At 65.9% G+C, this 21,555-nt stretch carries 23 protein-coding genes; 14 read left to right on the top strand and 9 right to left on the bottom strand.

Going from position 1 to position 21,555, the window contains the following annotated elements:
• Positions 1–930 (bottom strand): helix-turn-helix domain-containing protein (locus A5711_RS02100; RefSeq protein ID WP_067943596.1); only part of this gene is annotated, 930 nt, incomplete at its 3' end.
• 425 nt (positions 931–1,355) lie between these two features.
• Here A5711_RS02100 and A5711_RS02095 point away from each other — a divergent pair.
• Entirely contained in the window at positions 1,356–2,174 is an 819-nt protein-coding gene (locus A5711_RS02095) for an alpha/beta fold hydrolase (RefSeq protein WP_197520051.1), read from the top strand.
• Entirely contained in the window at positions 2,171–2,461 is a 291-nt protein-coding gene (locus A5711_RS02090) for a putative quinol monooxygenase (RefSeq protein ID WP_067943593.1), read from the top strand. Before A5711_RS02095 ends, A5711_RS02090 begins: the two co-directional genes overlap by 4 nt.
• Before the next feature lie 45 nt (positions 2,462–2,506).
• On the opposite strand, the gene A5711_RS02085 is transcribed toward A5711_RS02090, so the two are convergent.
• From A5711_RS02085 to A5711_RS02065, 5 genes are all read right to left on the bottom strand, one after another.
• Positions 2,507–2,965, bottom strand: coding sequence for a cupin domain-containing protein (locus tag A5711_RS02085; protein ID WP_067943591.1), 459 nt, complete (start codon positions 2,963–2,965; stop codon positions 2,507–2,509).
• 137 nt (positions 2,966–3,102) lie between these two features.
• Positions 3,103–4,755 (bottom strand): acyl-CoA synthetase, encoded by a 1,653-nt coding sequence (locus A5711_RS02080; protein WP_067943589.1) that lies wholly within the window; start codon positions 4,753–4,755, stop codon positions 3,103–3,105.
• Between the two features lie 8 nt (positions 4,756–4,763).
• A complete protein-coding gene (locus A5711_RS02075) occupies positions 4,764–5,384 on the bottom strand; it encodes a PaaI family thioesterase (protein ID WP_067943600.1) in 621 nt (206 codons plus the stop codon).
• Complete coding sequence (locus A5711_RS02070; RefSeq protein ID WP_067943587.1) at positions 5,381–6,001, bottom strand: cysteine hydrolase; 621 nt, start codon at positions 5,999–6,001, stop codon at positions 5,381–5,383. The genes A5711_RS02075 and A5711_RS02070 overlap by 4 nt, the downstream gene beginning before the upstream one ends.
• A complete protein-coding gene (locus A5711_RS02065; RefSeq protein WP_067943586.1) occupies positions 5,998–6,990 on the bottom strand; it encodes a Rieske 2Fe-2S domain-containing protein in 993 nt (330 codons plus the stop codon). Before A5711_RS02065 ends, A5711_RS02070 begins: the two co-directional genes overlap by 4 nt.
• Before the next feature lie 82 nt (positions 6,991–7,072).
• On the opposite strand from A5711_RS02065, the gene A5711_RS26730 reads away from it, so the two are divergent.
• From A5711_RS26730 to A5711_RS02050, 4 genes are read left to right on the top strand one after another with little or no spacing between them, the layout of a single operon-like run.
• Positions 7,073–7,219, top strand: coding sequence for a hypothetical protein (locus A5711_RS26730; protein ID WP_156673166.1), 147 nt, complete (start codon positions 7,073–7,075; stop codon positions 7,217–7,219).
• A gap of 9 nt (positions 7,220–7,228) precedes the next feature.
• Entirely contained in the window at positions 7,229–8,347 is a 1,119-nt protein-coding gene (locus A5711_RS02060; RefSeq protein ID WP_067943599.1) for a PHB depolymerase family esterase, read from the top strand.
• The gene (locus tag A5711_RS02055; RefSeq protein WP_067943584.1) at positions 8,347–8,727 is read left to right on the top strand and encodes a nuclear transport factor 2 family protein; all 381 of its coding nucleotides are present in this window, start codon (positions 8,347–8,349) and stop codon (positions 8,725–8,727) included. The genes A5711_RS02060 and A5711_RS02055 overlap by 1 nt, the downstream gene beginning before the upstream one ends.
• Positions 8,724–9,767, top strand: a complete 1,044-nt coding sequence (locus A5711_RS02050; protein WP_067943597.1) for a TIGR03857 family LLM class F420-dependent oxidoreductase — start codon at positions 8,724–8,726, stop codon at positions 9,765–9,767. The genes A5711_RS02055 and A5711_RS02050 overlap by 4 nt, the downstream gene beginning before the upstream one ends.
• A gap of 6 nt (positions 9,768–9,773) precedes the next feature.
• Here the strand turns inward: A5711_RS02050 and A5711_RS02045 are convergent, their stop codons facing one another.
• On the bottom strand, positions 9,774–11,270 hold the full coding sequence (locus A5711_RS02045) for an acyl-CoA carboxylase subunit beta (RefSeq protein WP_067943581.1): 1,497 nt from the start codon (positions 11,268–11,270) through the stop codon (positions 9,774–9,776).
• Positions 11,271–11,408: 138 nt separating this feature from the next.
• Here A5711_RS02045 and A5711_RS02040 point away from each other — a divergent pair, with 138 nt between their 5' ends.
• From A5711_RS02040 to A5711_RS02005, 8 genes are all read left to right on the top strand, one after another.
• The gene (locus A5711_RS02040) at positions 11,409–12,431 is read left to right on the top strand and encodes an LLM class F420-dependent oxidoreductase (RefSeq protein WP_067943579.1); all 1,023 of its coding nucleotides are present in this window, start codon (positions 11,409–11,411) and stop codon (positions 12,429–12,431) included.
• Positions 12,428–13,663, top strand: a complete 1,236-nt coding sequence (locus tag A5711_RS02035) for a cytochrome P450 (protein ID WP_067943577.1) — start codon at positions 12,428–12,430, stop codon at positions 13,661–13,663. Before A5711_RS02040 ends, A5711_RS02035 begins: the two co-directional genes overlap by 4 nt.
• An 82-nt stretch (positions 13,664–13,745) precedes the next feature.
• Complete coding sequence (locus A5711_RS02030) at positions 13,746–14,567, top strand: SDR family NAD(P)-dependent oxidoreductase (protein WP_067943571.1); 822 nt, start codon at positions 13,746–13,748, stop codon at positions 14,565–14,567.
• 78 nt (positions 14,568–14,645) lie between these two features.
• Positions 14,646–15,302, top strand: a complete 657-nt coding sequence (locus tag A5711_RS02025; protein WP_067943569.1) for a TetR/AcrR family transcriptional regulator — start codon at positions 14,646–14,648, stop codon at positions 15,300–15,302.
• On the top strand, positions 15,289–15,966 hold the full coding sequence (locus tag A5711_RS02020) for a hypothetical protein (protein ID WP_067943567.1): 678 nt from the start codon (positions 15,289–15,291) through the stop codon (positions 15,964–15,966). The genes A5711_RS02025 and A5711_RS02020 overlap by 14 nt, the downstream gene beginning before the upstream one ends.
• Positions 15,967–15,968: 2 nt before the next feature.
• A complete protein-coding gene (locus tag A5711_RS02015; RefSeq protein WP_067943565.1) occupies positions 15,969–17,873 on the top strand; it encodes a YhgE/Pip domain-containing protein in 1,905 nt (634 codons plus the stop codon).
• Positions 17,874–17,941: 68 nt separating this feature from the next.
• Complete coding sequence (locus A5711_RS02010) at positions 17,942–18,382, top strand: VOC family protein (RefSeq protein ID WP_067943563.1); 441 nt, start codon at positions 17,942–17,944, stop codon at positions 18,380–18,382.
• A complete protein-coding gene (locus tag A5711_RS02005; RefSeq protein WP_067943559.1) occupies positions 18,379–19,116 on the top strand; it encodes an SDR family NAD(P)-dependent oxidoreductase in 738 nt (245 codons plus the stop codon). Before A5711_RS02010 ends, A5711_RS02005 begins: the two co-directional genes overlap by 4 nt.
• Here the strand turns inward: A5711_RS02005 and A5711_RS02000 are convergent.
• Both A5711_RS02000 and A5711_RS01995 read right to left on the bottom strand, forming a co-directional pair.
• Positions 19,109–20,266 (bottom strand): Zn-dependent alcohol dehydrogenase, encoded by a 1,158-nt coding sequence (locus A5711_RS02000; RefSeq protein ID WP_067943557.1) that lies wholly within the window; start codon positions 20,264–20,266, stop codon positions 19,109–19,111. The genes A5711_RS02005 and A5711_RS02000 overlap by 8 nt on opposite strands.
• Positions 20,263–21,489, bottom strand: coding sequence for a cytochrome P450 (locus A5711_RS01995; RefSeq protein ID WP_067943556.1), 1,227 nt, complete (start codon positions 21,487–21,489; stop codon positions 20,263–20,265). Before A5711_RS01995 ends, A5711_RS02000 begins: the two co-directional genes overlap by 4 nt.
• Positions 21,490–21,555 lie beyond the last annotated feature (66 nt).

Raw genomic sequence — 21,555 nt, 5'->3', positions numbered from 1 at the left:
GTCCCGCGGGGACAGTCCGTATGCGGCGCGGAAGGCGCGGCTGAAACTCGACATGTCGGAGAATCCGTGCCGACGCGCGACACTGGCGATGGTCACCGTCGCGTCGCTCCGGCCCAGCTCGTGGCGCGCGGCTTCCAACCGCCGGGTACGGATGTACTCGGCCAGGCTGATGTTGGCGTCGGCGCACTTTTGGTAGAGATGCCGCACCGAGACGAAGTGTGCCGCTGCGATGCGTTCGGCGTTGAGCTCCGGATCGCGCAGATGTCGAGACACGTAGTCCAGAATCCGGACGAGCAGCGTGTTGGCGAGGGGTTCGGCCGCGCGCTCTGCATAGCCCAACTGGGTCGTGATCACCGCGCGAAGCAGTTCGATGCTCGGGTGCGCGACGAGATCGCCGTTGACCGCGGTGAACAGGCTCGGATCGGCCGCCACCCGCCGGAGGTGATCGAAGGTCAACGTGGCCAGCGGATGCTCAGGGATAAGCGGCACGGCGCACGCTTCGCGGATCAGTTCAGTCGGCAAAGCGAGCGCGGAGTGGGGAATCTGGAAGAACTCCCCACCCATGCCCTCGGGGTTGAGCAACGTGTAGGGGGCGCTGGAGTCGTACAGCGCCATCGCACCGGGGTGCAGAACCGCCTCCCTGTCCTCCTGCACCACCATCGCGGTACCGGCCAGCTGCAGATTGACGAAGACTGTGGGCTCGGCGCCATCGCGCGCCAGCGCTGGTGTCCGGACCACCCTGTTGGCGGTCGTCTCTCCGACGCAGACGGTCAGGTCACCGAGCGGCGTGACCAGCCCGTGAGCGGTCGCGCCCGGGCCGTCTTCCACCCAATGCCATTCGACAGACACCATGGCCGCGCCCATCGCCCAGTGCATGTAATCGGAGCGTTCCACCGGGTCGACAGGGTCGGTATCGAGGACGATGGCCATGGGGAAGACTTCCTTTCACCTGGCAGGCGAGGGCCCCGTTGCTTGATCGCAATCCTAAAACCGGACCCGCGAGGCCGCCAAGCGTCGGGCTGGGCCAAGCGCTGTCGCACGCGTCGCCCGCCGCGGTGTCCCCGGTTTGCCGCGAACATGGGTTGCCGCCCCTCGGGGCCCGTGGCCCAGTGGTGTTCGGCGTGCCGCCGAGGAGAACTGGTCAATCACCGATCGATTCCAGCCAGGAGCAATTCACCCAACGCGAGCGCTTCTACCATCGCCTTCAAGAGTCCAGAAGGCCTCCGTAGCAGCCTTCTACCGTGGAGGGGACAACGATGCCGACGTTCAACCACAACATGTTCGACCACGCGGATGTCAGGATCCATTACGTGACCGCGGGTACCCCGCCGAGTCACGGTGGCGACGATCGAACCGTGGTGCTGCTGCACGGCTGGCCCCAGACCTGGTGGGAATGGCGCCATGTCATAGGGCCCTTGCACGAGGACGGCTGGTTCGTCGTCGCTCCCGACTACCGAGGTGCCGGGGGGTCCTCCAAGCCACCCGGCGGCTACGACAAACAAACCATGGCAGGTGACATCAAGGCCCTGCTCGACCATCTCGGTGTGCAGAAGCCCATCACCTTGGTAGGCCACGACCTCGGGCTGATGGTCGCCTACGCCTACGCCTGCCTGTACTCGACCGACGTCGAACGTCTTGTGCTCATGGAGGCGCCGATCCCGGGGACCAATGCGTACGAGAGCGTGGCCACGACCAAGTACAGCGCGAATAAACTCTGGCACTTCCACCTGCACGGGGCGGCCGACAACGTCGCCGAGACGCTCATCGCTGGAAGCGAATTCCCTTACCTACGTTCGTTTTACCAGCGCCTGAGCGCCAATCCCGACGCGATCTCAATATCGGACGCGCAGCGATACGTCGCTGACTACACGGCCCCGGGAGCCATGCGTGCCGGCCTCGAATTGTTCCGCGCCTTCGAGCAGGACGCGTCCGACAACCGACGCATTCTGGCGGAGCAGGGCAAGCTCACGTTGCCGGTTCTCGGACTGGGCGGGACCGCGAGCTTCTTCGTACCGATCGCCGAGGCCATGCTCTTGGAGGTCGCCGACAACGTCACGGTCCGGCCCATCGAAAATTCGGGACACTGGATCGCCGAGGAACAACCCGAGGCGCTCCTGTCGTGCCTGCGCGAATTCATCGAGGTAACCGGCGGTACGAAGGGACGCGCGGCGTGATCATCTTGAATGTCTTCTTCGACGTGGCGCAAGCGCACGAAGCCGATTTTCTGAAGCTGTTGAACCACATGGTGGTTGAGTCCAACAAGGAAGACGGCTGCGGCCTGTATCAACTGTGGCGCAACGCCCATGATCCTTACAGTTACGTCCTCGTCGAACACTGGGCCTCACAGGAGAGCCTTGTCGCCCATGGCAAAACGCCGCACTGGATCAACTTCAACGACACCGTCAACGGATACTTGAAGTCCGACTACGAGGAACACCACTACAACGAGATCCCACGCTGAGCCCCAGGACGCGAGCGCGGGTGGAGATGCTTTGGACCCGCTGGGCTACAACGCGTACAGCGCCGGCAGGTTGACGACGATCGCCTCTTGGCTGCTGCGGGCAATGACCAACTCTGCCGGTGTGTTTGGATCGGGATTCTCCTCACGGTGGGGCAGATGTGGGGGTACGAAGACGTAATCGCCAGGATCGGTCCGGACCCGAACCTCGCGCTCCCCGTCAAAGAACACAAACTCGGGATGCCCGCTGCGGACGTAGATCATCGTCTCGGAATCACCGTGGTGATGGTTGGCCGAGACGCTGCCCGGCGACGCCAAGGTTTCTCCCATCCAGAGCTTTTCGCTACCCACGGTGGATCCACTCAGCGCGGCGAAGCGCTGCATGCCGTCCGTCTGCGCTGTGGTGGCATCAAGTTCGGTTGACTTGACGTGGCGGACGCGATTGCGCTGTACATGCTGCTGGGCATTGGGGGTGAAATCGGGATGAAAACCGTCGGGGCCGGCCATGCAGTCGAGCGTAGACCTCCCGAGAGGCTCAACAATCGCCGTGCCCCGGACGAATTCGAGACAATCAGCGATCAAATCAAGTCAGTCTCAACACATTCGCGGTGGAGGCCGCGACGGTCGGTGGTCGACCTTTACAGTCAGCCGTTCACCGCCTGCTCGCGCGCCCACCGGTAGTCGGCCTTGCCCGACGGGCTGCGCTCGATTGCCGCGCGGAACACGATCGCTTTGGGTAGTTTGTAGCGGGCCAGCGATTGACCGGCGTGGGCGACCAACTCCTCGGCGTCCGCGCGGGCGCCTTCGGCCAGCGCGACGACGGCCACGACCTCCTGGCCCCACCGCTCGCTGGGACGGCCGGCGACCACCACGTCGGCCACCGCCGGGTGCGACGCGATGGCGGTCTCGACCTCCTCGACGAAAATTTTCTCGCCGCCCGAGTTGATCGTCACCGAATCGCGGCCCAGCAGTTCGATCTTGCCATCGGGATGGTGGCGGGCCCGGTCGCCGGGAATCGCGTAACGCACGCCGTCGATGACGGGAAATGTCTTGGCGGTCTTGGCCGCATCACCCTTGTAGCCCAGTGGGACGTAGCCGCGTTGCGCCAGCCAGCCCATGCCGTCGTGGCCCGGCTCCAGGATGGTGGCCAGATCCTCGGCCGCCACGAACGTGTCCGGGCCGGCGTTGAAGGTGCCGGTGGACACCGCTCCCGAAGTGGACATGTGGTGCATCTGCGCGCCGGTTTCCGAGGATCCGACACCGTCGACGACGACGGCGTTCGGCAGGACTTCGATCAACCGTTGCTTGACGAACGGGGTGAGCAGCGCGCCGCCGTTGGCGACCACCGCCAGCGACGACACGTCCGCAATCCCTTTCTCGATGGCGGCGACCAAGGGGCGGGCCATCGCGTCGCCGACCACCGTCACCACGGTCACGCGCTCGCGCTCGATGGTGCGGACGACCTCGTCGGCGTCCAGACGATCGACGACCGAAGGGAAGACGACGGACTGCCCGGTCGTGATCGCCGTCATCACGCTCCACTGGGCCGCGCCGTGCATCAGCGGCGGCAGGATCATCAACTTGGTGCCGGGGCCCGCGACCACTCCCGCCGCGATCTCCTCGACGGACCCGAACGGCTCGCCGGTCATCAGGTTGCGCCCTCCGAAGGACGTCATGAAGATGTCGTGCTGGCGCCACAGCACACCTTTCGGCATGCCCGTCGTGCCGCCCGTGTACAGGACGTACAGGTCGTCGGGCGAAGGCTGCACCGGGGGTGGCTCCGGCGTGGAGGACGCGATGATGGTCTCGTAATCCACTGCGCCGTAGATCAATTCGTTGCCGGAGTCATCGGCGATCTGGATCAGGACCCGCAGCTGCGGGAGGTCCGGCAGGATTTCGGCCACCCGTGGCGCGAAGGCGGCGTGGTAGATCAGCGCGGTCGCCCCCGAATCCGCCAACAGATACTGCAGCTCGCTCTTGACGTAGCGGAAGTTGACGTTGAAGGGGGCGACTCGGGCTTGAAACGCGCCCAGCAGCGCCTCGACGAATTCGTTCCCGTTGTAGGCGTAGATGCCGAGCAGGTCCTGACCGGCCTCGTGGCCGGGGATCCCGGAGCGTTCGGTGTGGCAGCCCAGCCCACGGGAGTGCAGGTACGCGGCGAGGCGTTGCGACCGTTCGAGCACCTGTGCGTACGTGTACCGCCGTTCACCCTGGATCAGCAGCTCCCGGTCGGGAATCGCGGCCGCGACGGCCTTCGCGACGGCGGGGACAGTGAATTGTGTTGCGGTGTCGGACATCAGGCCTCTCAAGGCTGGTGGGGGAGCAAGCGGACCATCAGGCCGTTGGCTTCGCTGAGCAAGGTTCCATTGCCGGCCGTCATAGTAGCGTCAATGAAAAGTTTCCTGCCGTCGATGCGGGTGATGCGTCCGTGGGCGGTCAGCGGCTCGTCGATCGGGGTGATGGCTCGGTAGTCGACATGCAGGTATGCGGTCCGGGTAGGTGGCGTGCCCGCTGTGGAGACCACCATCCCGAACAGCCAGTCGTAGAACAGCGGGATCATGCCGCCGTGCACGGCGTTGTTTCCGCCGATGTGTGCGGTGGTGAAGTGGCCGGCCATGGTTACGCCGTCGGGGCCTGACTCGGTCACCATCCAGGGCGGCATCAAGGGGTGGGCCAACCCGGGCAGGCTCAGCACTCGCCCGGCGACCGACTCGGTCTCCGGGACCTGGTGGCCATCGAGCAGCGCGCAAGCGCTCTCCAGGTGCATGGTCGCGGCGGCCCAAAGCGCGGGGTCGGGCTTGGTGGACACGGTCAGGTCCTGCAGGCGGCGCAGCGCAGCGACGAACGGACCGAGTTCCTCGGGCGCGTCCTCGACGGGATTGACGTCGGGGAATCCGCCACGAACACCGGGTGCGGTGCCGGTCATGGCCGCGTCCACACGTCGAGCAACTCGTCGGTGGTGGTGATGGTCGCGAGCAGCGACAGGGTGTTGGCGATGATGGCCTCTCCGTATTCGGTGGGTATGCCGGCGACCGCATCGCGGGGCACGACGACGCGGTAGGCGGCGTTGACGGCGTCCATGACGACGTTGGGGATGGCGATGTTCAGCGACACCCCGACGACCACGATGGTGGACACCCCTAGGTTGCGCAGTATCGCGTCCAGGTCGGTGCCGCCCATAGGCCCGACGCCGTGCCAGCGGCTGAGCACCAGATCGCTTGGCTCCGGCCCCAATTCGGGCAACACGGCCGCCCCGGGGGTGCCCGGGGTGATGTCGACTTGACCGTGCCCCATGGCGAAGATCTTGGCGTTGTGGTTGGAGCCGAGCCCGTCGGGGCGCCGCTGCACCAAGCAGTGCACGACGCGGACACCGGCCGCCCGGGCCGCCGGCAACAGCCGGACGATGTTCGGCAGGGCGACCCGCCGTGCTTCCTCGGCCAGCATCGCCAGTCCGGCGTGGGGCCCGATGACGGCGCCCTGACATTCCTGTGTGACGATCGCGGTGCGCTCGGGTGCGGCGATCTCGGCGAGTTTCGGGGTCATGCCGGTACTTCGTAGAACTGTTTGGCCCACTTCCGCAATGCCATATAACCTTTCGCGTCCACCTTGGAGAGCGCCGGATTCTCGACGTACTTCTGGTACCGCCAGATTCGCAGATCGTCGAAGACGGTGGACAGGAATTGCTGTTCGATCACGTCGCGCAGCTTGCCCTGCGGTACGTCGGATGTGTCGCCGGGGACCCGCGGCCACCAGATCGAGTAGAACAGGTCCGAACACTCATCGTCGGCCGGAGTGCAGGTGAAGATCAGCCGATGGTTCTGGGCGCCCTCGAAGACGCTGATCGCTCCGCCCAGGCCGAACAGGTGGCTGTGGAACCGCAGCGCGAGGTCGTCGGGGTTGTCGCTGCGCGCGTCCGGCCAGCCCGCGACGAACTGCCACTCGTGGTCGACGATCTTCCAGTCCAGCACCCGCGGCGTCACCGTGGCATGGTGTACGAATTCGAAATGTGCGCTGTCGGGGGCATTCTCCGCGACGATCTGTGGATGCACCGGCTCGCGTTCGGCGCGGCGAGAGAACTCCGGGTACGCGCGGTAATACGCCGTCGGGTCGGTTTCAAATTGCGGAAATTTCCTAAAGATGTCCGGCATGTCCCACTGCGGCTCCTTGCCTTCCGGCTGGTGCCAGATGAACACGCAGTCGTACTGCTCGCGCACCGGGTACACCCGCAGCCGCAGCGCGCGGTTGGGCCGGTCGGGTTGATAGGGGATGTACCGGTTGGTGCCGTCCGGGCCCCAGCGCCAGCCGTGGAAGGGGCATTCGACGCAGTCGCCGAGCACCTTGCCGCCGTGGCCGATGTGGGCCCCGAGGTGTTTGCAGTGCGCTTCCAAGACGTGTAGCTCGCCGGACTCGTCGCGGTAAGCGACCAGATCCTCGCCGAAGTAGTGCAGCGGCCGCACCTCGCCAATCGGAAATTCGGGCGACCACCCGACCATGAACCACCCGGTGACCTTCCAGGTGAAGGGCACTTTCACGCCGAAGCCTCCGATTGCCTGATACTAAGTCCGTTACAGTATAGATTTCAGCAGTCCGGCCCGTGCACGGCAAGGAGTTGATGTGACTGAAGCGGCTGACACCCGGAGCGACGTCATCGTCATCGGCGCCGGATTCTCCGGGGTCTACACCGGCCGAATCCCCGAATATCGACGGCGCCGCTGCGACGAAATCGCGGCCGGTGGATACACAGGTTTCAAGCTGGCTTAGGTGAGTGGCATGGCGAAGGTGACCCGTGGGCTGGGGCTCGCCAGGGAGGCGACCCGCGAGCTCGGCATGTTGTTGCCGCGCACGGTGGCCAGCCTGAACGAATCGACCGGCTGGGCTCCAATGTCGCCGCGTGGCGTGCGCCAGTTCGGCGAGGTCATGCTGGACGAGCTTGTGCTGAGCGGCTTTTCGCTGCTCGGCGGGGGCCCGGCGGCGATGCGCCCCCTGGCCGGCTGCACAGCCGCGGCCGAGGAGTTGTCGGCCCTGGGCATCGACCGCGCGCACGCGGACCCGAATCCGCTGCGGGCGACCTCGGTGCGGCGGCGGCGCATCGGCAACCTGGCGTACGAACGGATGACGTTCGAGCACGATCCGGGGTTGCCGAAATCGCTGGAAGCCGAGGGCCTGGGCGGAACGGCGAGGGCGGTGGTGCACCTGTGCCGGCACACCGACGGCCCGAGACCGTGGCTCATCTGGGTGCATGGCGCCGGCCAGGGCGGCACGGAAGACCTGCTGTTGACCCGCATCGGCCGAATACATCACCAGCTGGGATTCAACGTCGCATTGCCGGTGCAGCCCGGTCATGGATGCCGGCGCAGGGAATGGCCCGCCTATCCCGACATGGACCCCTTGGGCAACGTCGCCGGCATGATGCGCTCGGTCTCGGAGATCCGCGCGGTGGTGCGATGGGTACAACCACAGGCGAGTGCGGTTGTGGTAGCCGGGGTTTCGATGGGGACTCCGGTCGCGGCGCTGGTTTCGCACCTGGAAAGGCAGATCGACGCAGTGGCGCTCTACACGCCGATCCTCGGGCTGAATGCGATGATCGCTCGACACTTGGGGCGCGGGGGATCGTCGCGGGACGGATTCCGCGCCCTGCTGGCCTCCCCGGACGTGGCGAACCTGACCTCGGTGATCGACCCACTGCGGGTGGATCCGGCACCGCCGCCGCACCGCCGGCTCATCGTCGGCGCCTGGCACGACCGGATGGCGATGCGCGATCCCGCGGTCGAGTTGCAGGAGCGCTGGGGCGGCCAACTGTACTGGTACGACGGCAGCCACGTGGGGCACATTTTCTCCCGGCGCGTGCAGCGGGTGACCGATCGATTCCTGCGCGAGGTGGCCGGCTGATGGCGGACCCGCGCACCGCCCGCGAAGTCGTCGAGCTCTACAACCTCGTCGTCTGGAACCAGCACAACCTGAAGCTGGCCGAGGAGTTGTTCGCAGACACCGTGATCCGGCACGGGGTGGGTGAGGCGCATACGCTGACCCGCGACCAGGCGGTCAGCCGGGTCGAAGACGTCTGGGCGATGTTCGACCAGTTGAGGTTCGATCTGAACGTCGTCGCCGCCGGAGACGACGGCGAGCACGTCGCGATCGTCTACGACTCGTCGATGACCGCCAAGGACGGCACCACGGCGAACGTCGCCAGCATCGAGGTGTTTCGCGTCGTCGACGGGAAGATCACCGAAGTCTGGAATTGCGGCTATCAGCAAGGAGTTTGGAGTTGACCGATCGCACTCTCGATGAGTTGGGCTACTACCTGCTGGCCGGCGCCGGCGGGGAAGGCCCGGCAACGCTGGTCGATGAGGCCCGCCGCGGCGAGGAGCTGGGCCTCGGCACCGCGTTCATCTCCGAGCGCTGGAACGTCAAGGAGGCGTCGTCGCTGACCGGTGCCGCGTGCGCCGTGACGACCCGGATGCAGATCGCCACCGCCGCAACCAATCACAACACCCGCCACCCGCTGATCACCGGGTCGTGGGCCACCACCATGCACCGCCTCTCCGGCGGGCGATTCACGCTGGGGATCGGCCGGGGCATCGCGGCGATCTACGGGGCGTTCGGCATACCGGCGGTCACCACCGCGCAGATGGAGGACTGGGCCCGGGTCATGCGGCGACTATGGCGCGGCGAGCTGATCTTCAACCACAACGGGCCGATGGGCAAATACCCGATCCTGTTCCTCGACCCCGACTTCAACGAGGAAATCCGCTTGGCGCTGGTGGCTTTCGGGCCGAATACGCTCGAACTCGGGGGACGCGTGTTCGACGACGTCATCCTGCACACGTATTTCACCCCAGAGACGCTGCAGCGCTGTGTTAAGACGGTGAAAGCCGCGGCCGAAAAGGTCGGACGCGACCCGGACGACGTGCGGGTGTGGTCGTGCTTTGCCACCGTCGGCGACCACCTGCCCGAGGAGTTGCGGTTGAAGAAGACTGTCGCGCGCCTGGCCACCTACCTGCAGGGCTACGGCGACCTGATGGTCCGGACGAACAATTGGGATCCGGCTGTGCTGCAACGCTTCCGGGACGACCCAGTGGTGACCTCGATCGCCGGTGGGATCGACCACAAGGCCACGGCCCAGCAGATCGAACACATCGCGACGTTGATTCCCGACGAGTGGCTGGGGCCGTCGGCCACCGGGTCTGCCCGGCAATGCGCGGATCGCGTCCGCAGAGAATTCGGCTACGGGGCCGACGCCGTGATCATGCACGGTGCGACGCCGGACGAGCTGGAGCCCGTGATCGCGGCCTACCGGGCGGGTGACTAGCCCCAGTCAGGGCATGATGACGGTCCGGCTGACCGGTTCGGCGGCGGCCTGCCGGCTCGACAGTCCACGAAGCAATGAACTAAGCAAGGCATCACGGGTTTCGCGGGGATCGATGAGTTCGTCGAATCCCAGATGTTCGGCCGAGCGATAGGACGCCTGGAGCTCGGCGTCGCGCAGCTTCGCGGTGATGTCCTCACCGGCATGCGTCGCCCGGCCCAGTGCCGCCGCGCTCATGGCGCCCATGGTGGCGCCGGGGTAAGCGAAGGTCGCGCTCTGGTGATCGAAACCCAACAGCGACATGACCATCGAGCCGAATCCGTATGCCTTGCGCAGCGTGACGTGCAGCTTGACCGTGGTAGCCGCGGTCTGCGCGGCGAACATCCGCGCACCGGCGCGCAGCACGCCGCTGCGCTCGGACCGACTACCGGGCAGCATGCCGGGGTTATCGGCAAGGAACACGATGGGCAGGTGGAAGGAGTCGGCCACCATGATGAAGTGTGCCGCCTTGTCGGCCGCGTCGGCGTCGATCGAGCCCGCGAGCACGTTGGGCTGGTTCGCGACGACCGCGACTGGGTGGCCACCGAGATGGGCCAACGCGCAGATGATCGCCTTGCCGTACTGCGGCTGGACTTCGAACCAGTCGGGCCGGTCGAAGACCACGTCCAGCACCGCCCGCATGTCGTAGATGCGGCGGTTGTCGCGAGAGACGATGTCGAGCAGTTCGGGCGTCGCACGGGGCCCGCTGGCCTCGTCTGGCGGCCGCGGCGCCGGGTACGACCATGCGCTCGGCGGGAAATACGACAGGTACCGCCGGATATCGGCGATCACGGCTTCGTCGTCTTCGGCAACGTTGTGGATCACCCCGCTCGGCAATGCGGTGCCGGGTCCGCCGAGGTCCTCCTTCGAGATCTCTTCTCCGGTGGACTCTTTGACGACCGGCGGTCCGGCGGTGAAGATGGCGCCCTGTCTGCTCATGATGCGGAAGTCGCACACGGGCGCTACCAGCGCGCCATGTCCGGCCGACGGACCCAACACCGCGGCGACGGTCGGCACCTTGCCCGAGCACTGCGCCTGGGCGAGCAGGTCGGTCGGGGCGCGGCCGTAATGCCCACCGCCAGGGCGAAAGCCGGCGCCTTCGAGCAGCATCACCAGGGGAACCTTGTCGCGCAGCGCGAGTTCGGCGATGCGATAGCGCTTGGAGTTGCCGCCGGGTCCGATGCTGCCGGCCATGGTGGTGAAGTCCTCCGAGCCCAGCATCACCGGTGAACCGTTGATCGATCCGGAGCCGACGACCAGCCCGTCGGCCGCGATGTCGCCACCGACCAGCGTGCCGATTTCGCGGAACGTCCCCGGGTCGAGGAGGTGTTCGATGCGCGCGCGGGCGTCGAGCTTGCCCTTGCCGCGGTGCTTGTCGAGGCGTTCGGGACCACCCATGCCCCACGCGCGCTGACGGCGCCGCCCGAGATCGTCGAGCGTTTCTCCCCAGTCCTGGGCTTTCGGCATGCCTATGTCCTACCTCATGGAAGTTTCGTCTGGCGAGCAGGCCCGATGGTGGCGGCCCGCCGCGCCCGGCTACGCCGCGCTTGCGATCGCCACGTCTGCAGGGTCACATACTGGATTGCTTACTGTAAAGTTACCCGCATGGCCAGCGCCGCCCGCCTCAAGGTCGACGGGGGCATCCCCAATCAACTCGCCCGGGTGACCGATGCGGCGGTCGCCCTGGAACGTGACGGGTACGACGGCGGCTGGACGGCGGAAACAAGTCACGACCCATTCCTGCCCCTGCTGCTCGCCGCCGAGCACACGTCGCGGCTCGAACTCGGCACCAACATCGCCGTGGCGTTCGCCCGCAACCCGATGATCGTCGCCAACATCGGTTGGGACCTGCAGGCGTACTCGAAGAGCCGGTTCATTCTTGGGCTGGGCACCCAGATTCAGCCGCATATCGAAAAGCGGTTCAGCATGCCGTGGAGCCATCCCGCGCGCCGGATGCGCGAGTTCGTCTCCGCCCTGCACGCGATCTGGTCCGCTTGGAAAGACGGCGGGAAGCTGCGTTTCGAGGGGGATTTCTACACCCACAAGATCATGACCCCGATGTTCACGCCGGAGCCGCAGCCCTATTCCCCGCCGAAGGTCTTCATCGCGGCGGTCGGCGAAGCGATGACCGAGATGTGCGGCGAGGCCGCCGACGGTCATCTCGGACACCCGATGGTTTCCAAGCGTTACCTGGACGAGGTCACGATGCCGGCGCTGCTGCGCGGCATGCAGCGAGCCGGCAGGCGCCGCAGCGACTTTGAAGTGTCCAGCGAGGTGATGATCGCGACCGGCGAGAACGAGGACGAATTGGCTGCCGCGACCGCCGCCGTGCGCAAGCAGATCGCCTTCTACGGGTCGACGCCCGCTTACCGCAGGGTGTTGGAGCTGCACGGTTGGGGAGACCTGCAGACCGAGCTGCACCGCCTGTCGATCGTGGGCGAGTGGGACGCCATGGGCGCGCTGATCGACGACGAGGCGCTCGCGGCCTTCGCCGTCGTCGGCCCGGTGGACACCATCGCCGCCGCCCTCAGAGGTCGCTGCCACGGCGCGGTCGACCGGGTCCTGCCCATCTTCTTCAACGCCTCCCAGTCCTCGATCACGGCCGCACTGAAGGAGTTTCGCGAGTGAGCACAACCACGGTAGACGAGTCCGCCAACCTGCTGGCGGATCCCTTGGCGTACACTGACGAGGAGCGGTTGCACGCGGCGCTGACCCATTTGCGCGCCAACGCACCGGTGTCGTGGGTCGAGGTGCCGGACTACCGGCCGTTCTGGGCGATCACCAAGCACGCCGACATCATGGACATCGAACGCGAGAACATGCTGTTCACCAACTGGCCCCGCCCGGTCTTGACGACGACAGAGGGCGACGAGATGCAGGCGGCTGCGGGCGTGCGGACGCTGATCCACCTCGACGACCCGCAGCATCGGGTGGTGCGTGCGATCGGGTCCGACTGGTTTCGGCCAAAGGCGATGCGGGCGTTGAAGGTTCGTGTTGACGAGCTCGCGAAGACCTACGTCGACAAGATGATGGCCGCTAGCCCGGAGTGCGACTTCGTTCAGGAGGTCGCGGTCAATTACCCGCTCTACGTGATCATGTCGCTGCTGGGGCTGCCGGAGGCGGACTTCCCGCGGATGCTCAAGTTGACCCAGGAGCTGTTCGGCAGCGACGACTCCGAGTTCAAGCGGGGCACCACCAACGAGGATCAGCTGCCCGCCTTGTTCGACATGTTCCAGTACTTCAACGGGGTGACCGAGTCCCGCCGCGAGCGTCCCACCGAGGATCTGGCATCCGCCATCGCCAACGCGCGCGTCGACGGGGAGCCGCTGTCGGACATCGACACCGTGTCGTATTACCTCATCGTCGCCACCGCGGGCCACGACACCACCAGCGCGACCATCTCCGGGGGCCTGCACGCGCTCATCGAAAATCCCGACCAGCTCGAGCGCCTGCGCGGCAACCTCGACCTGATGCCGCTGGCCACCGAGGAAATGATTCGCTGGGTTACCCCGGTCAAGGAATTCATGCGCACCGCCACCGAGGACACCACCGTGCGCGGGGTGCCCATCGCGGCGGGGGATTCGGTGCTGCTGTCCTACGTGTCGGCCAATCGCGACGAGGACGTCTTCGCCGACCCGTTCCGCTTCGACGTCGGTCGCGATCCCAACAAGCACCTGGCCTTCGGCTATGGGGTGCACTTCTGCATGGGTGCCGCCCTGGCCCGCATGGAGGTCAACAGCTTCTTCACCGAGCTGCTGCCCAGGCTCAAATCCATTGAACTGACCGGTGATCCAGAACTTGTTGCCACTACCTTCGTCGGCGGCCTCAAACACCTGCCGGTGCGTTACACGCTGTCCTGAGGGAGTCACCCGGGTTGAGCGACCCGCTTAGTCCGGGTGTGCGACGATCGCGATCGTTACGCTCCCCCCGGAGGACTAGGCAATGACGCGTAGGGCGATTGTCATCACCGGTGCCAGCGATGGCATCGGCGCCGCGGCGGCCCGCCGGCTACACCGCGACGGCGCGAACGTCGTACTGGTCGGACGAACGGAAAGCAAGACCGCCGCCATGGCTGCTGAGTTGGACGCCGCTTATTTTGTGGCCGACTTCGCCGATCTGTGCCAAGTGCGGGCCCTGGCGGACAAGATCCGTTCGGAATGCCCGCGGATCGACGTGCTGGGCAACAACGCCGGCGGGGTGTTCAGCAAGCTGCGCGACACGGTCGATGGCCATGAGATCACTTTCCAGGTGAATTACCTGGCGCCGTTTCTGCTCACCACGCTGTTGCTCGATGTGCTCGTCGTTTCGCGCGCCACGATCGTCAACACGTCGAGTTCGTCGCAGCGGCTGCTCCGCCACGTCACCCTCGGTGATTTCGAAACGACCGTCGAGCGCCGGCCGAGCACCGCCTACGCCGTCGCAAAACTGGCAAATATCTTGTTCACCAGGGAATTACATCGGCGCTACCACGTCGACGGCCTTTCGGCCGCCGTGGTGCACCCGGGCTTCGTCAACACCAATATCGGTCACTCGTCGGGATCGCGATTCCTGACCACCATGCAGCGCACCCCGGTGAGCCGCCTCATCAAAGCCCCGGATCGGGGTGCCGACCAGCTGGTCTGGTTGGCCTCGACTACGCCCGGCGTCGACTGGGCATCCGGCGAGTACTACTCGAACGGGAAAGTCGCGAGGGCCAACCGCGCGGCAGACGATCCCGTGCTCGCACGCGAGCTGTGGGATCGCACATTGGCCAAGATCGCCTAGGCGATCGCCGGAGCCGACCCAGAAGTAGGCCGTCTCACACTTTCGATACCAGCTGGTATCCAGTCGATACTGAAGAGTATGCTGCTGGTCATGTCGCCTGTCAAACCGCGCCGAACCCGCCCCACTCGCGACGAGGTTCGCGACCGGATCCTGGACGCGGCGTCGAAGGTATTCGCCGCCGAAGGGTTCGCCGGTGCCACGATCGACGCCATCGGGCAGGCCGCGGGCTTCACCAAGGGCGCGGTCTACTCGAACTTTGAATCCAAGGACGACCTGGTCCTAGCTCTCCTCGACCGCCAGTTCGAGCTTCGTGGCGAGCAGATCGCGACAGCGCTGGACAGCAGCGGCGGCGACACCCGCGCGGCCGCACGGGAATTGAGCAGATCGGTGCTTGACACAGTTCGCGACCATTCCGACTATTACGTGTTGTTCGTCGAATACTGGCTGCGGGCCCAGCGTGACCCCCAGGTGCGCGAGCGCCTCATCGAACGCCGCCGCGCCGCCGCCGCCGACCAAGCGCTGCACATCGTCGGATCAAATCCTTCCGTGGCATCCGATCGGGAGCTGGCCGACGTCGCCCAGCTCGTCGTCACGATCAACCTCGGCATCGCGATGGAAGAGGTCCTCCGTCCTGGGACCATGAACCCCGACCTGCTCGCGCAGCTGATCACCGTAGCGCTGGAATCAGTCCTGGTTTCCGCCGAGGAGGGAATGCCCCACCATGGACACAAATGACGCGCCGGACGCCGCGGCGCCGGTGATCATCGCCCGCGGGTTAGGCGTCGACGGCGAGCACGGCCCCCTCTTCTCGGATATCGATCTCGCGCTGGCACCGGGTTTTCACGCGATCCAGATGCCCGGCGGACCCGGCCAGACCACGCTGCTGCTGACGCTCGCGGGACGATTCAAACCGAGGCACGGCACGCTGACCGTCCTCGGCGAGACAACCGCGCGCGCGATCCGCCGGCACTGCTCGATCGCGGCCTTCGAAGACATTGACGACCTCGAGGAATCGGTGACCGTGGGGACGGTGTTCGCCGAGCAACTTCGGTGGCTGGCGCCGTGGTATTCATCGGTGCCGGCGCAATCGGGTTCGGCCGAGCTGTCCGAGGTATTCGGCGAAATACCCCCGCCGTCCCACGACACCTACATCGTTGAATTGTCGGACCTGGAACTGTTTTTGCTGCGAATAACGCTCGCGCTGCTGTCGAAGCGTCCGATTTTGGTGGTCGGCGACCTTGAACAGGTTCGTGACAATTCCCGGCGGGCGCTCGCGGCCGACAGACTCGGTGTGATCGCCGAGCAGCGCACCGTGGTCGTCGGGGTGACCAACCCGCTCGGCACGGACGCGCCGGACCACGAACTACACGATCACCGCATCCTGACCGGAGAGGACTGAAGATGCTGGCTGGACTCGCCTTCGGCTCGGAGATCAAGCGATTCGGCCGCAGCCGCCTGACGCGCGTGGCCATCGTCGTGCTGATGCTGCTGCCCCTGGTGTACGGGGCGCTGTACCTCTGGGCGTTCTGGGATCCCTTCGGCCACACCAACAAGATGCCGGTGGCGCTGGTCAACTCCGACCGTGGCGCCGTAGTGTCCGGCCAGCAATTCAACGCCGGTGCGGAGATCGCCAAGAGCCTGACCGCTGACGGCGGCTTGGACTGGCACGTCGTGGACTTGCCGGAGGCACGCAACGGAGTCGACCACGGCAAGTACTACTTCATGGTCGAGTTGCCGCCGGACTTCAGCGCGGCGATCGCATCACCGGTGACCGGGCAACCCAAGAAGGCCAACCTGATCGCCGTCTACAACGACGCCAACAACTACATCTCGACGAGTATCGGTCGCACCGCCATCGGTCAGGTGCTCAACGCCGTGTCCAGCCGGATCTCGGGGCAAGCCGTCAATCAGGTGCTGTCAATAGTGGTTTCATCGGGATCGGGTATCAAGCAGGCCGCCGACGGGGCCGCCCAACTCGACGACGGGGCCGGTCAGCTGGTGGCCGGTCTGGACACCGCCCGGTCCGGCTCGGCGACGCTCGCCACCGGAGCCAAGCAACTGTCGGACGGAATCAACCAGGCCACCGACCCGCTGCTCGCGGTGGCCAAGGCGGTGTCGCAAATCGGCGGCAGCACACAGCAATTGCAACAGGGTGCAACCGCGCTCCAGCAGGCCAACGACCAGATCGGTGCCATCGCAACGGCGCAGGATGCCGCCGCAAACTCGCTTTCATCGGTGATCGATCAGCTTTCCGCACGGCAGGATCCGTTGGCAAACAACCTGCGCGGCGTCCAGGATCAGCTCCGGGGTCACCAGTTCACGCCCCAGATCCGCCAGCAGCTCACCGATGCGCAGAACGCGGCGATCGCCTTGACATCGGGGTTGCGTAACCCCGGCAGTCCGCTCGGGTCGGCGCTTGACCAGGTCGGCAGCAAGGGGCAGGACCTGACGAACAAGCTCACCCAACTGCGCGACGGTGCCCAGCAGGTTGCCACCGGCAACGCCGAATTGGCCGGCGGCATCGCCAAACTCGACGACGGCGCACGACAACTCAAGACGGGATCGGCGGAGTTGGCGACCAAGCTCGCCGACGGGGCCAGGCAGGTGCCGAACTGGACCACCCAACAGAAGGATGCGGTCGCCGACACCATCGGTGGTCCGGTGCAACTCGAGGCTTCACATGAGAACGCCGCGCCCAACTTCGGCACCGGGATGGCTCCCTTCTTCCTCACGCTCGCGTTGTTCTTCGGCGCCTTGGTGCTGTGGATGGTGCTGCGGCCCTTGCAGAGTCGCGCGATCGCCGCCGAGGTGCTGGCGATCCGCGTGGTGCTCGCCAGCTACCTGCCCGCCGCCGCGATCGCGGTATTCCAAGCCGTCATTCTGTACTGCGTGGTCCGGTTCGCCCTCGGTGTGCACGCCGTGCACCCGGCGGCGATGCTGGGGTTCATGATGCTGGTTTCCGGCGCGTTCGTGGCCGCGACGCAGGCGATCAACGCGCTTGTCGGTCCAGCGGTGGGCCGGGTGCTGATCATGGCCCTGCTCATGTTGCAGCTCGTCAGCGCGGGCGGCATGTATCCGGTGGAAACCACGTCGCGGCCCTTCCAGATCCTGCACCGCTTCGACCCGATGACCTACGGCGTCAACGGACTGCGGCAGCTCATACTCGGCGGCATCGACGCCCGACTATGGCAGGCGATCATCGTGCTGGTTGGGATAACGGCTGGCGCACTGGCGATCTCCTGTGTGTGCGCGCGAAGAGACCGGGTCTGGAACCTCAGCAGGTTGATCCCCGCGATCAAGATGTAGGCAAACGTTCCGCGTCGACAAACGACGTTGCATGATGGTGGACAGGCTCTGCGATCGAGAGGAAGCCGATGTTGGGTGTTCACCATGCCGCGATCTGTACCGCCGACGTAGAGCGCTCGAAGCTGTTCTGGCGCGACGGCCTCGGACTCACCGAACTGTTCGACCACACTTTCACGGGGGACTGGCCAGAACTGTTCGGCGCCAACAGCGACCGGTTGCAGTCGATATTCCTGGGGGATCCCCAGGCGCCCGATGCCGGCATCGTAGAACTGGTCGTGTTCGACGGTGCCGACGAGGCGACCGTGCCGCCCCAGCGTCCGCGGCACGGCTTCTTTCTGCTCTCCCTGCAGCGTGAGGTCAACGAAACGCTCGCCACGCTGGCCGACTTAGGATTCGCCGACGGTGTTCATCGAATCACGGTGCCGGCACCCGGCGGAAAGATGGTGCCGATGGCCGTGATCACTGCGCCCGATGGCGTACTGGTCGAGCTGATCGGACCGGCGCAATGACGGCGCTGGTCACCGGCGGCGGATCCGGAATCGGGCGTGAGGTTGCCGGGCGGCTGCGCGACTCGGGGCACGACGTCATGGTGTGGGACCTCGCGCATGGCGACATCGCCTGCGACGTCAGCGATCCCGACGCGGTGTCGGCCGCCATGGACCAAACCGTGCGCGAGCACGGCACGCCCACCCGGATCGTCACTTGTGCCGGCATCGGCGCGTCGGGCCTCCTGCTCGAAGAGTCGCCAGCGCAATGGAACCGGGTGCTAGGGGTCAACTTGACGGGCACCTGGCTGACGATTCGCGCCGGGGCGCGGGCCATGGTCGACGCCGGGGTGGGCGGCTCGATCGTCGCGGTCTCCAGCATCAGCGGCACCGTCGCCGACCGAGACATGGGTGCCTATTGCGTGTCCAAGGCCGGAGTGAACATGCTGGTCAAGGTGGCAGCCGCAGAGTGGGGGACCTACGGCATCCGGGTGAACGCCGTCGGGCCGGGTGTCACGCGCACCCCGATGCTGGCCAAACCCGAGCAACTTCCCGGCTGGGTGGAGGCCCTGTCCGATCGAACGGCGCTGGGTGGGGTGGGCGAAGCCGCCGACGTGGCCAGTGCGATCGTCGGCGTCCTCGAGGTACCTTGGGTGACGGGCCAAGTCGTGCACGCCGACGGCGGGCTTGCGCTGCACAGCCCGATCGACGCGTACGGTCAACTGCAGCGGGTGATGGGCCGGAGAGGCCTCAGCTGATCCCGAAATCGATGATGCCCCGGATGATTTTGCCGTTGCGGAGGTCGTCGTAGGCATCGTTGATCTCGTCGAGGTGATAGCGCCGGGTGATCATCTCGTCGAGCTGGAGCTGCCCGGATTGATAGAGCCTGGCCAGCCGGGTGATGTCCGCCCTGGGGTTGCAGGAGCCAAATATTGTCCCGGCCAGTGTCTTGTTCATCAGGATGAAGTCCTGCAGGTCGATCTTCACCGATCGGGTCAGTTGCGAGGTCATGCCGGTAAGCACGCATGTCCCGCCCTTGCGGGTCAGCTGCAGGGCGTCGCGGACGTCTTCGGCAGTGATCAACGACGGTGAAACCACCACGGCGTCGGCCATTACTCCGTAGGTCAAGTCCCGCAACATGTCCTGCGCCTCGGCGATCGTGGCGACGCTGTGGGTCGCGCCGAACTGCAGAGCCGACTTCTGCTTGAAGTCCACCGGGTCCACGGCGATGATCTGTGCGGCGCCGCTGATCCGCGCGCCCTGGATTGCGCCCGTACCGATTCCGCCTACACCGATGACCACGACGGTGTCGCCTCCGCGCACCCCGGCACGATTGGCGGCCGAACCGTAGCCGGTCGGAATCGCGCACGACAACAGCGCGCTTGGCGCCAGAGGCAGGTTCGGCTCGATCTTCACCAGCGAATTCGTCGACACCACCGTGTGTTCGGCGAACGCCCCGACCTTGGCCAGATGGCCCAGCGGCCGGCCGTCGGCGGTGTGATGGCGAAAGGTGCCGTCGGTGGGCATCCCCGGGGTGAGGGTGAAAGCGCCGACGTCGCAAATGTATTCCATGCCGGTGGCACACCAGCGGCACTGGCCGCACACGGCGACGAAGGACATCACCACATGGTCGCCGGGGGCGAAATCCGTTACGCCGTCGCCGACTTGACGCACGATGCCGGATCCCTCGTGACCGCCGATCGTGGGGAACATCGTCGGGAGGCCGAGGGATCGCATCACCTCGTTGGGTGCCGCCATGTCGCCCTTGAGGATGTGGTCGTCGGAATGGCACAGGCCGGCGGCGGCCATCTCGACCAGAACTTCCCCCGCCCGAGGCGCGTCGAGCTCGAATTCCTCGACAGACCACGGGCCGCCGACGTCGTGCAGGATCGCCGCGCGACTTCTCATGCGACCGGGGAGAAGGTGACCGGAAGCTTGTTGGGGGACCGGAACGTCACGCCGATGATCTTGGACTCCACACCGGTGCCGTCGTCGGCCACGAAGGCCAGGTCTTTGACGCGATCGAAGAGGCTGTTCAGCATGACGCGCGTCTCCAGTCGGGCCAGATGCATGCCGAGGCACATGTGGATGCCGCCGGCGAAGGCGATGTGGGCGTTGCGCGGCCGGGTGATGTCGAATACATCGGGGTCGGCCCAGCGTGTGTCGTCGCGGTTGGCCGACCCCATGCACAGGTCTATCTGGGCGTCGGCCGGGATCGTCTTGCCGCCGATCTCGATTTCTTCGGTGGTGGTCCGCATGACCATGGTCAGCGGCGTTTCGACCCGCAGGCCCTCCTCGATGGCGACCGGTATCAACGACCGGTCTCGGGACACCATCGCCAGTTGCTCGGGATGGGTGAGCAATAGGTACAACAGGTTGCCCGACGATCGATAGGTGGTCTCCAGTCCGGCGGGCAACAGTAGCCGAAGGAACGCGATGATGGCCTCGTCGCTGAGCTTTTCGCCGTCGATCTCGGCCGTGACCAAGTCGCCGATGATGTCATTGGTCGGTTTGCGGCGCCGCTGCTCGACCTGGTCGAGGAAGTAGCCGTGCAACTCCTCTGCCGCGGTCAGCCCCGCCATGATGTCGGCCTGGATCGAGATGAGGTCGAGGGACAGCCGCCGGAACATGTCCAAATCCTCCGGCGGCAGACCGAGCAACGTCGAGATGATGCGGGTCGGAAATTCGAACGTCAGCGCCTTCACCAAGTCGGCGCGGCCCTCGTTCTTGATCTCGTCGATCAACTGATCGCAGACCGGCCCGATGACCGACGGCTCCCAACGCTCCAGCGCGGTCGCGCGAAACGCCTTCGCCACCAGGCTGCGGTGATCGTGGTGCTCCTTCCCGCCCATGGCGAGGATGGTGTGGCCCATCACCAACCCAATCGTCTTGTCGTAAGCGGCCGACGTGAAGATCCGGTCGTCTCGGAAGGCGCGATGGACCCCGTCGTAGCTGAACAAGACCCACTCGTCGCTGGGCAGCAATTCCTCCGGGATCTGCTCACGATCGCTCAGGGAGCCGTGCCAAACCGGGTCCGTGCGCCTCATGTATTCGAAGAACGGGTAGGGGCTCGTTTCGCCGGTGAGGTCGAGTGTGACGGGCTGGTTGGCGGGGTCGGTGCTGAGCGTCATTCAGCGCTCCTCCTGGGCAGCCGGTAAGCGGATGGATCGACGGGATTATCGCTATCATAGTATAGA

Source organism: Mycobacterium sp. E2238 (assembly GCF_001672665.1).
Taxonomy (GTDB): domain Bacteria; phylum Actinomycetota; class Actinomycetes; order Mycobacteriales; family Mycobacteriaceae; genus Mycobacterium.
The sequence above is the reverse complement of the archived record's forward strand: the minus strand, read 5'-3'. Positions and strand labels throughout refer to the sequence as shown.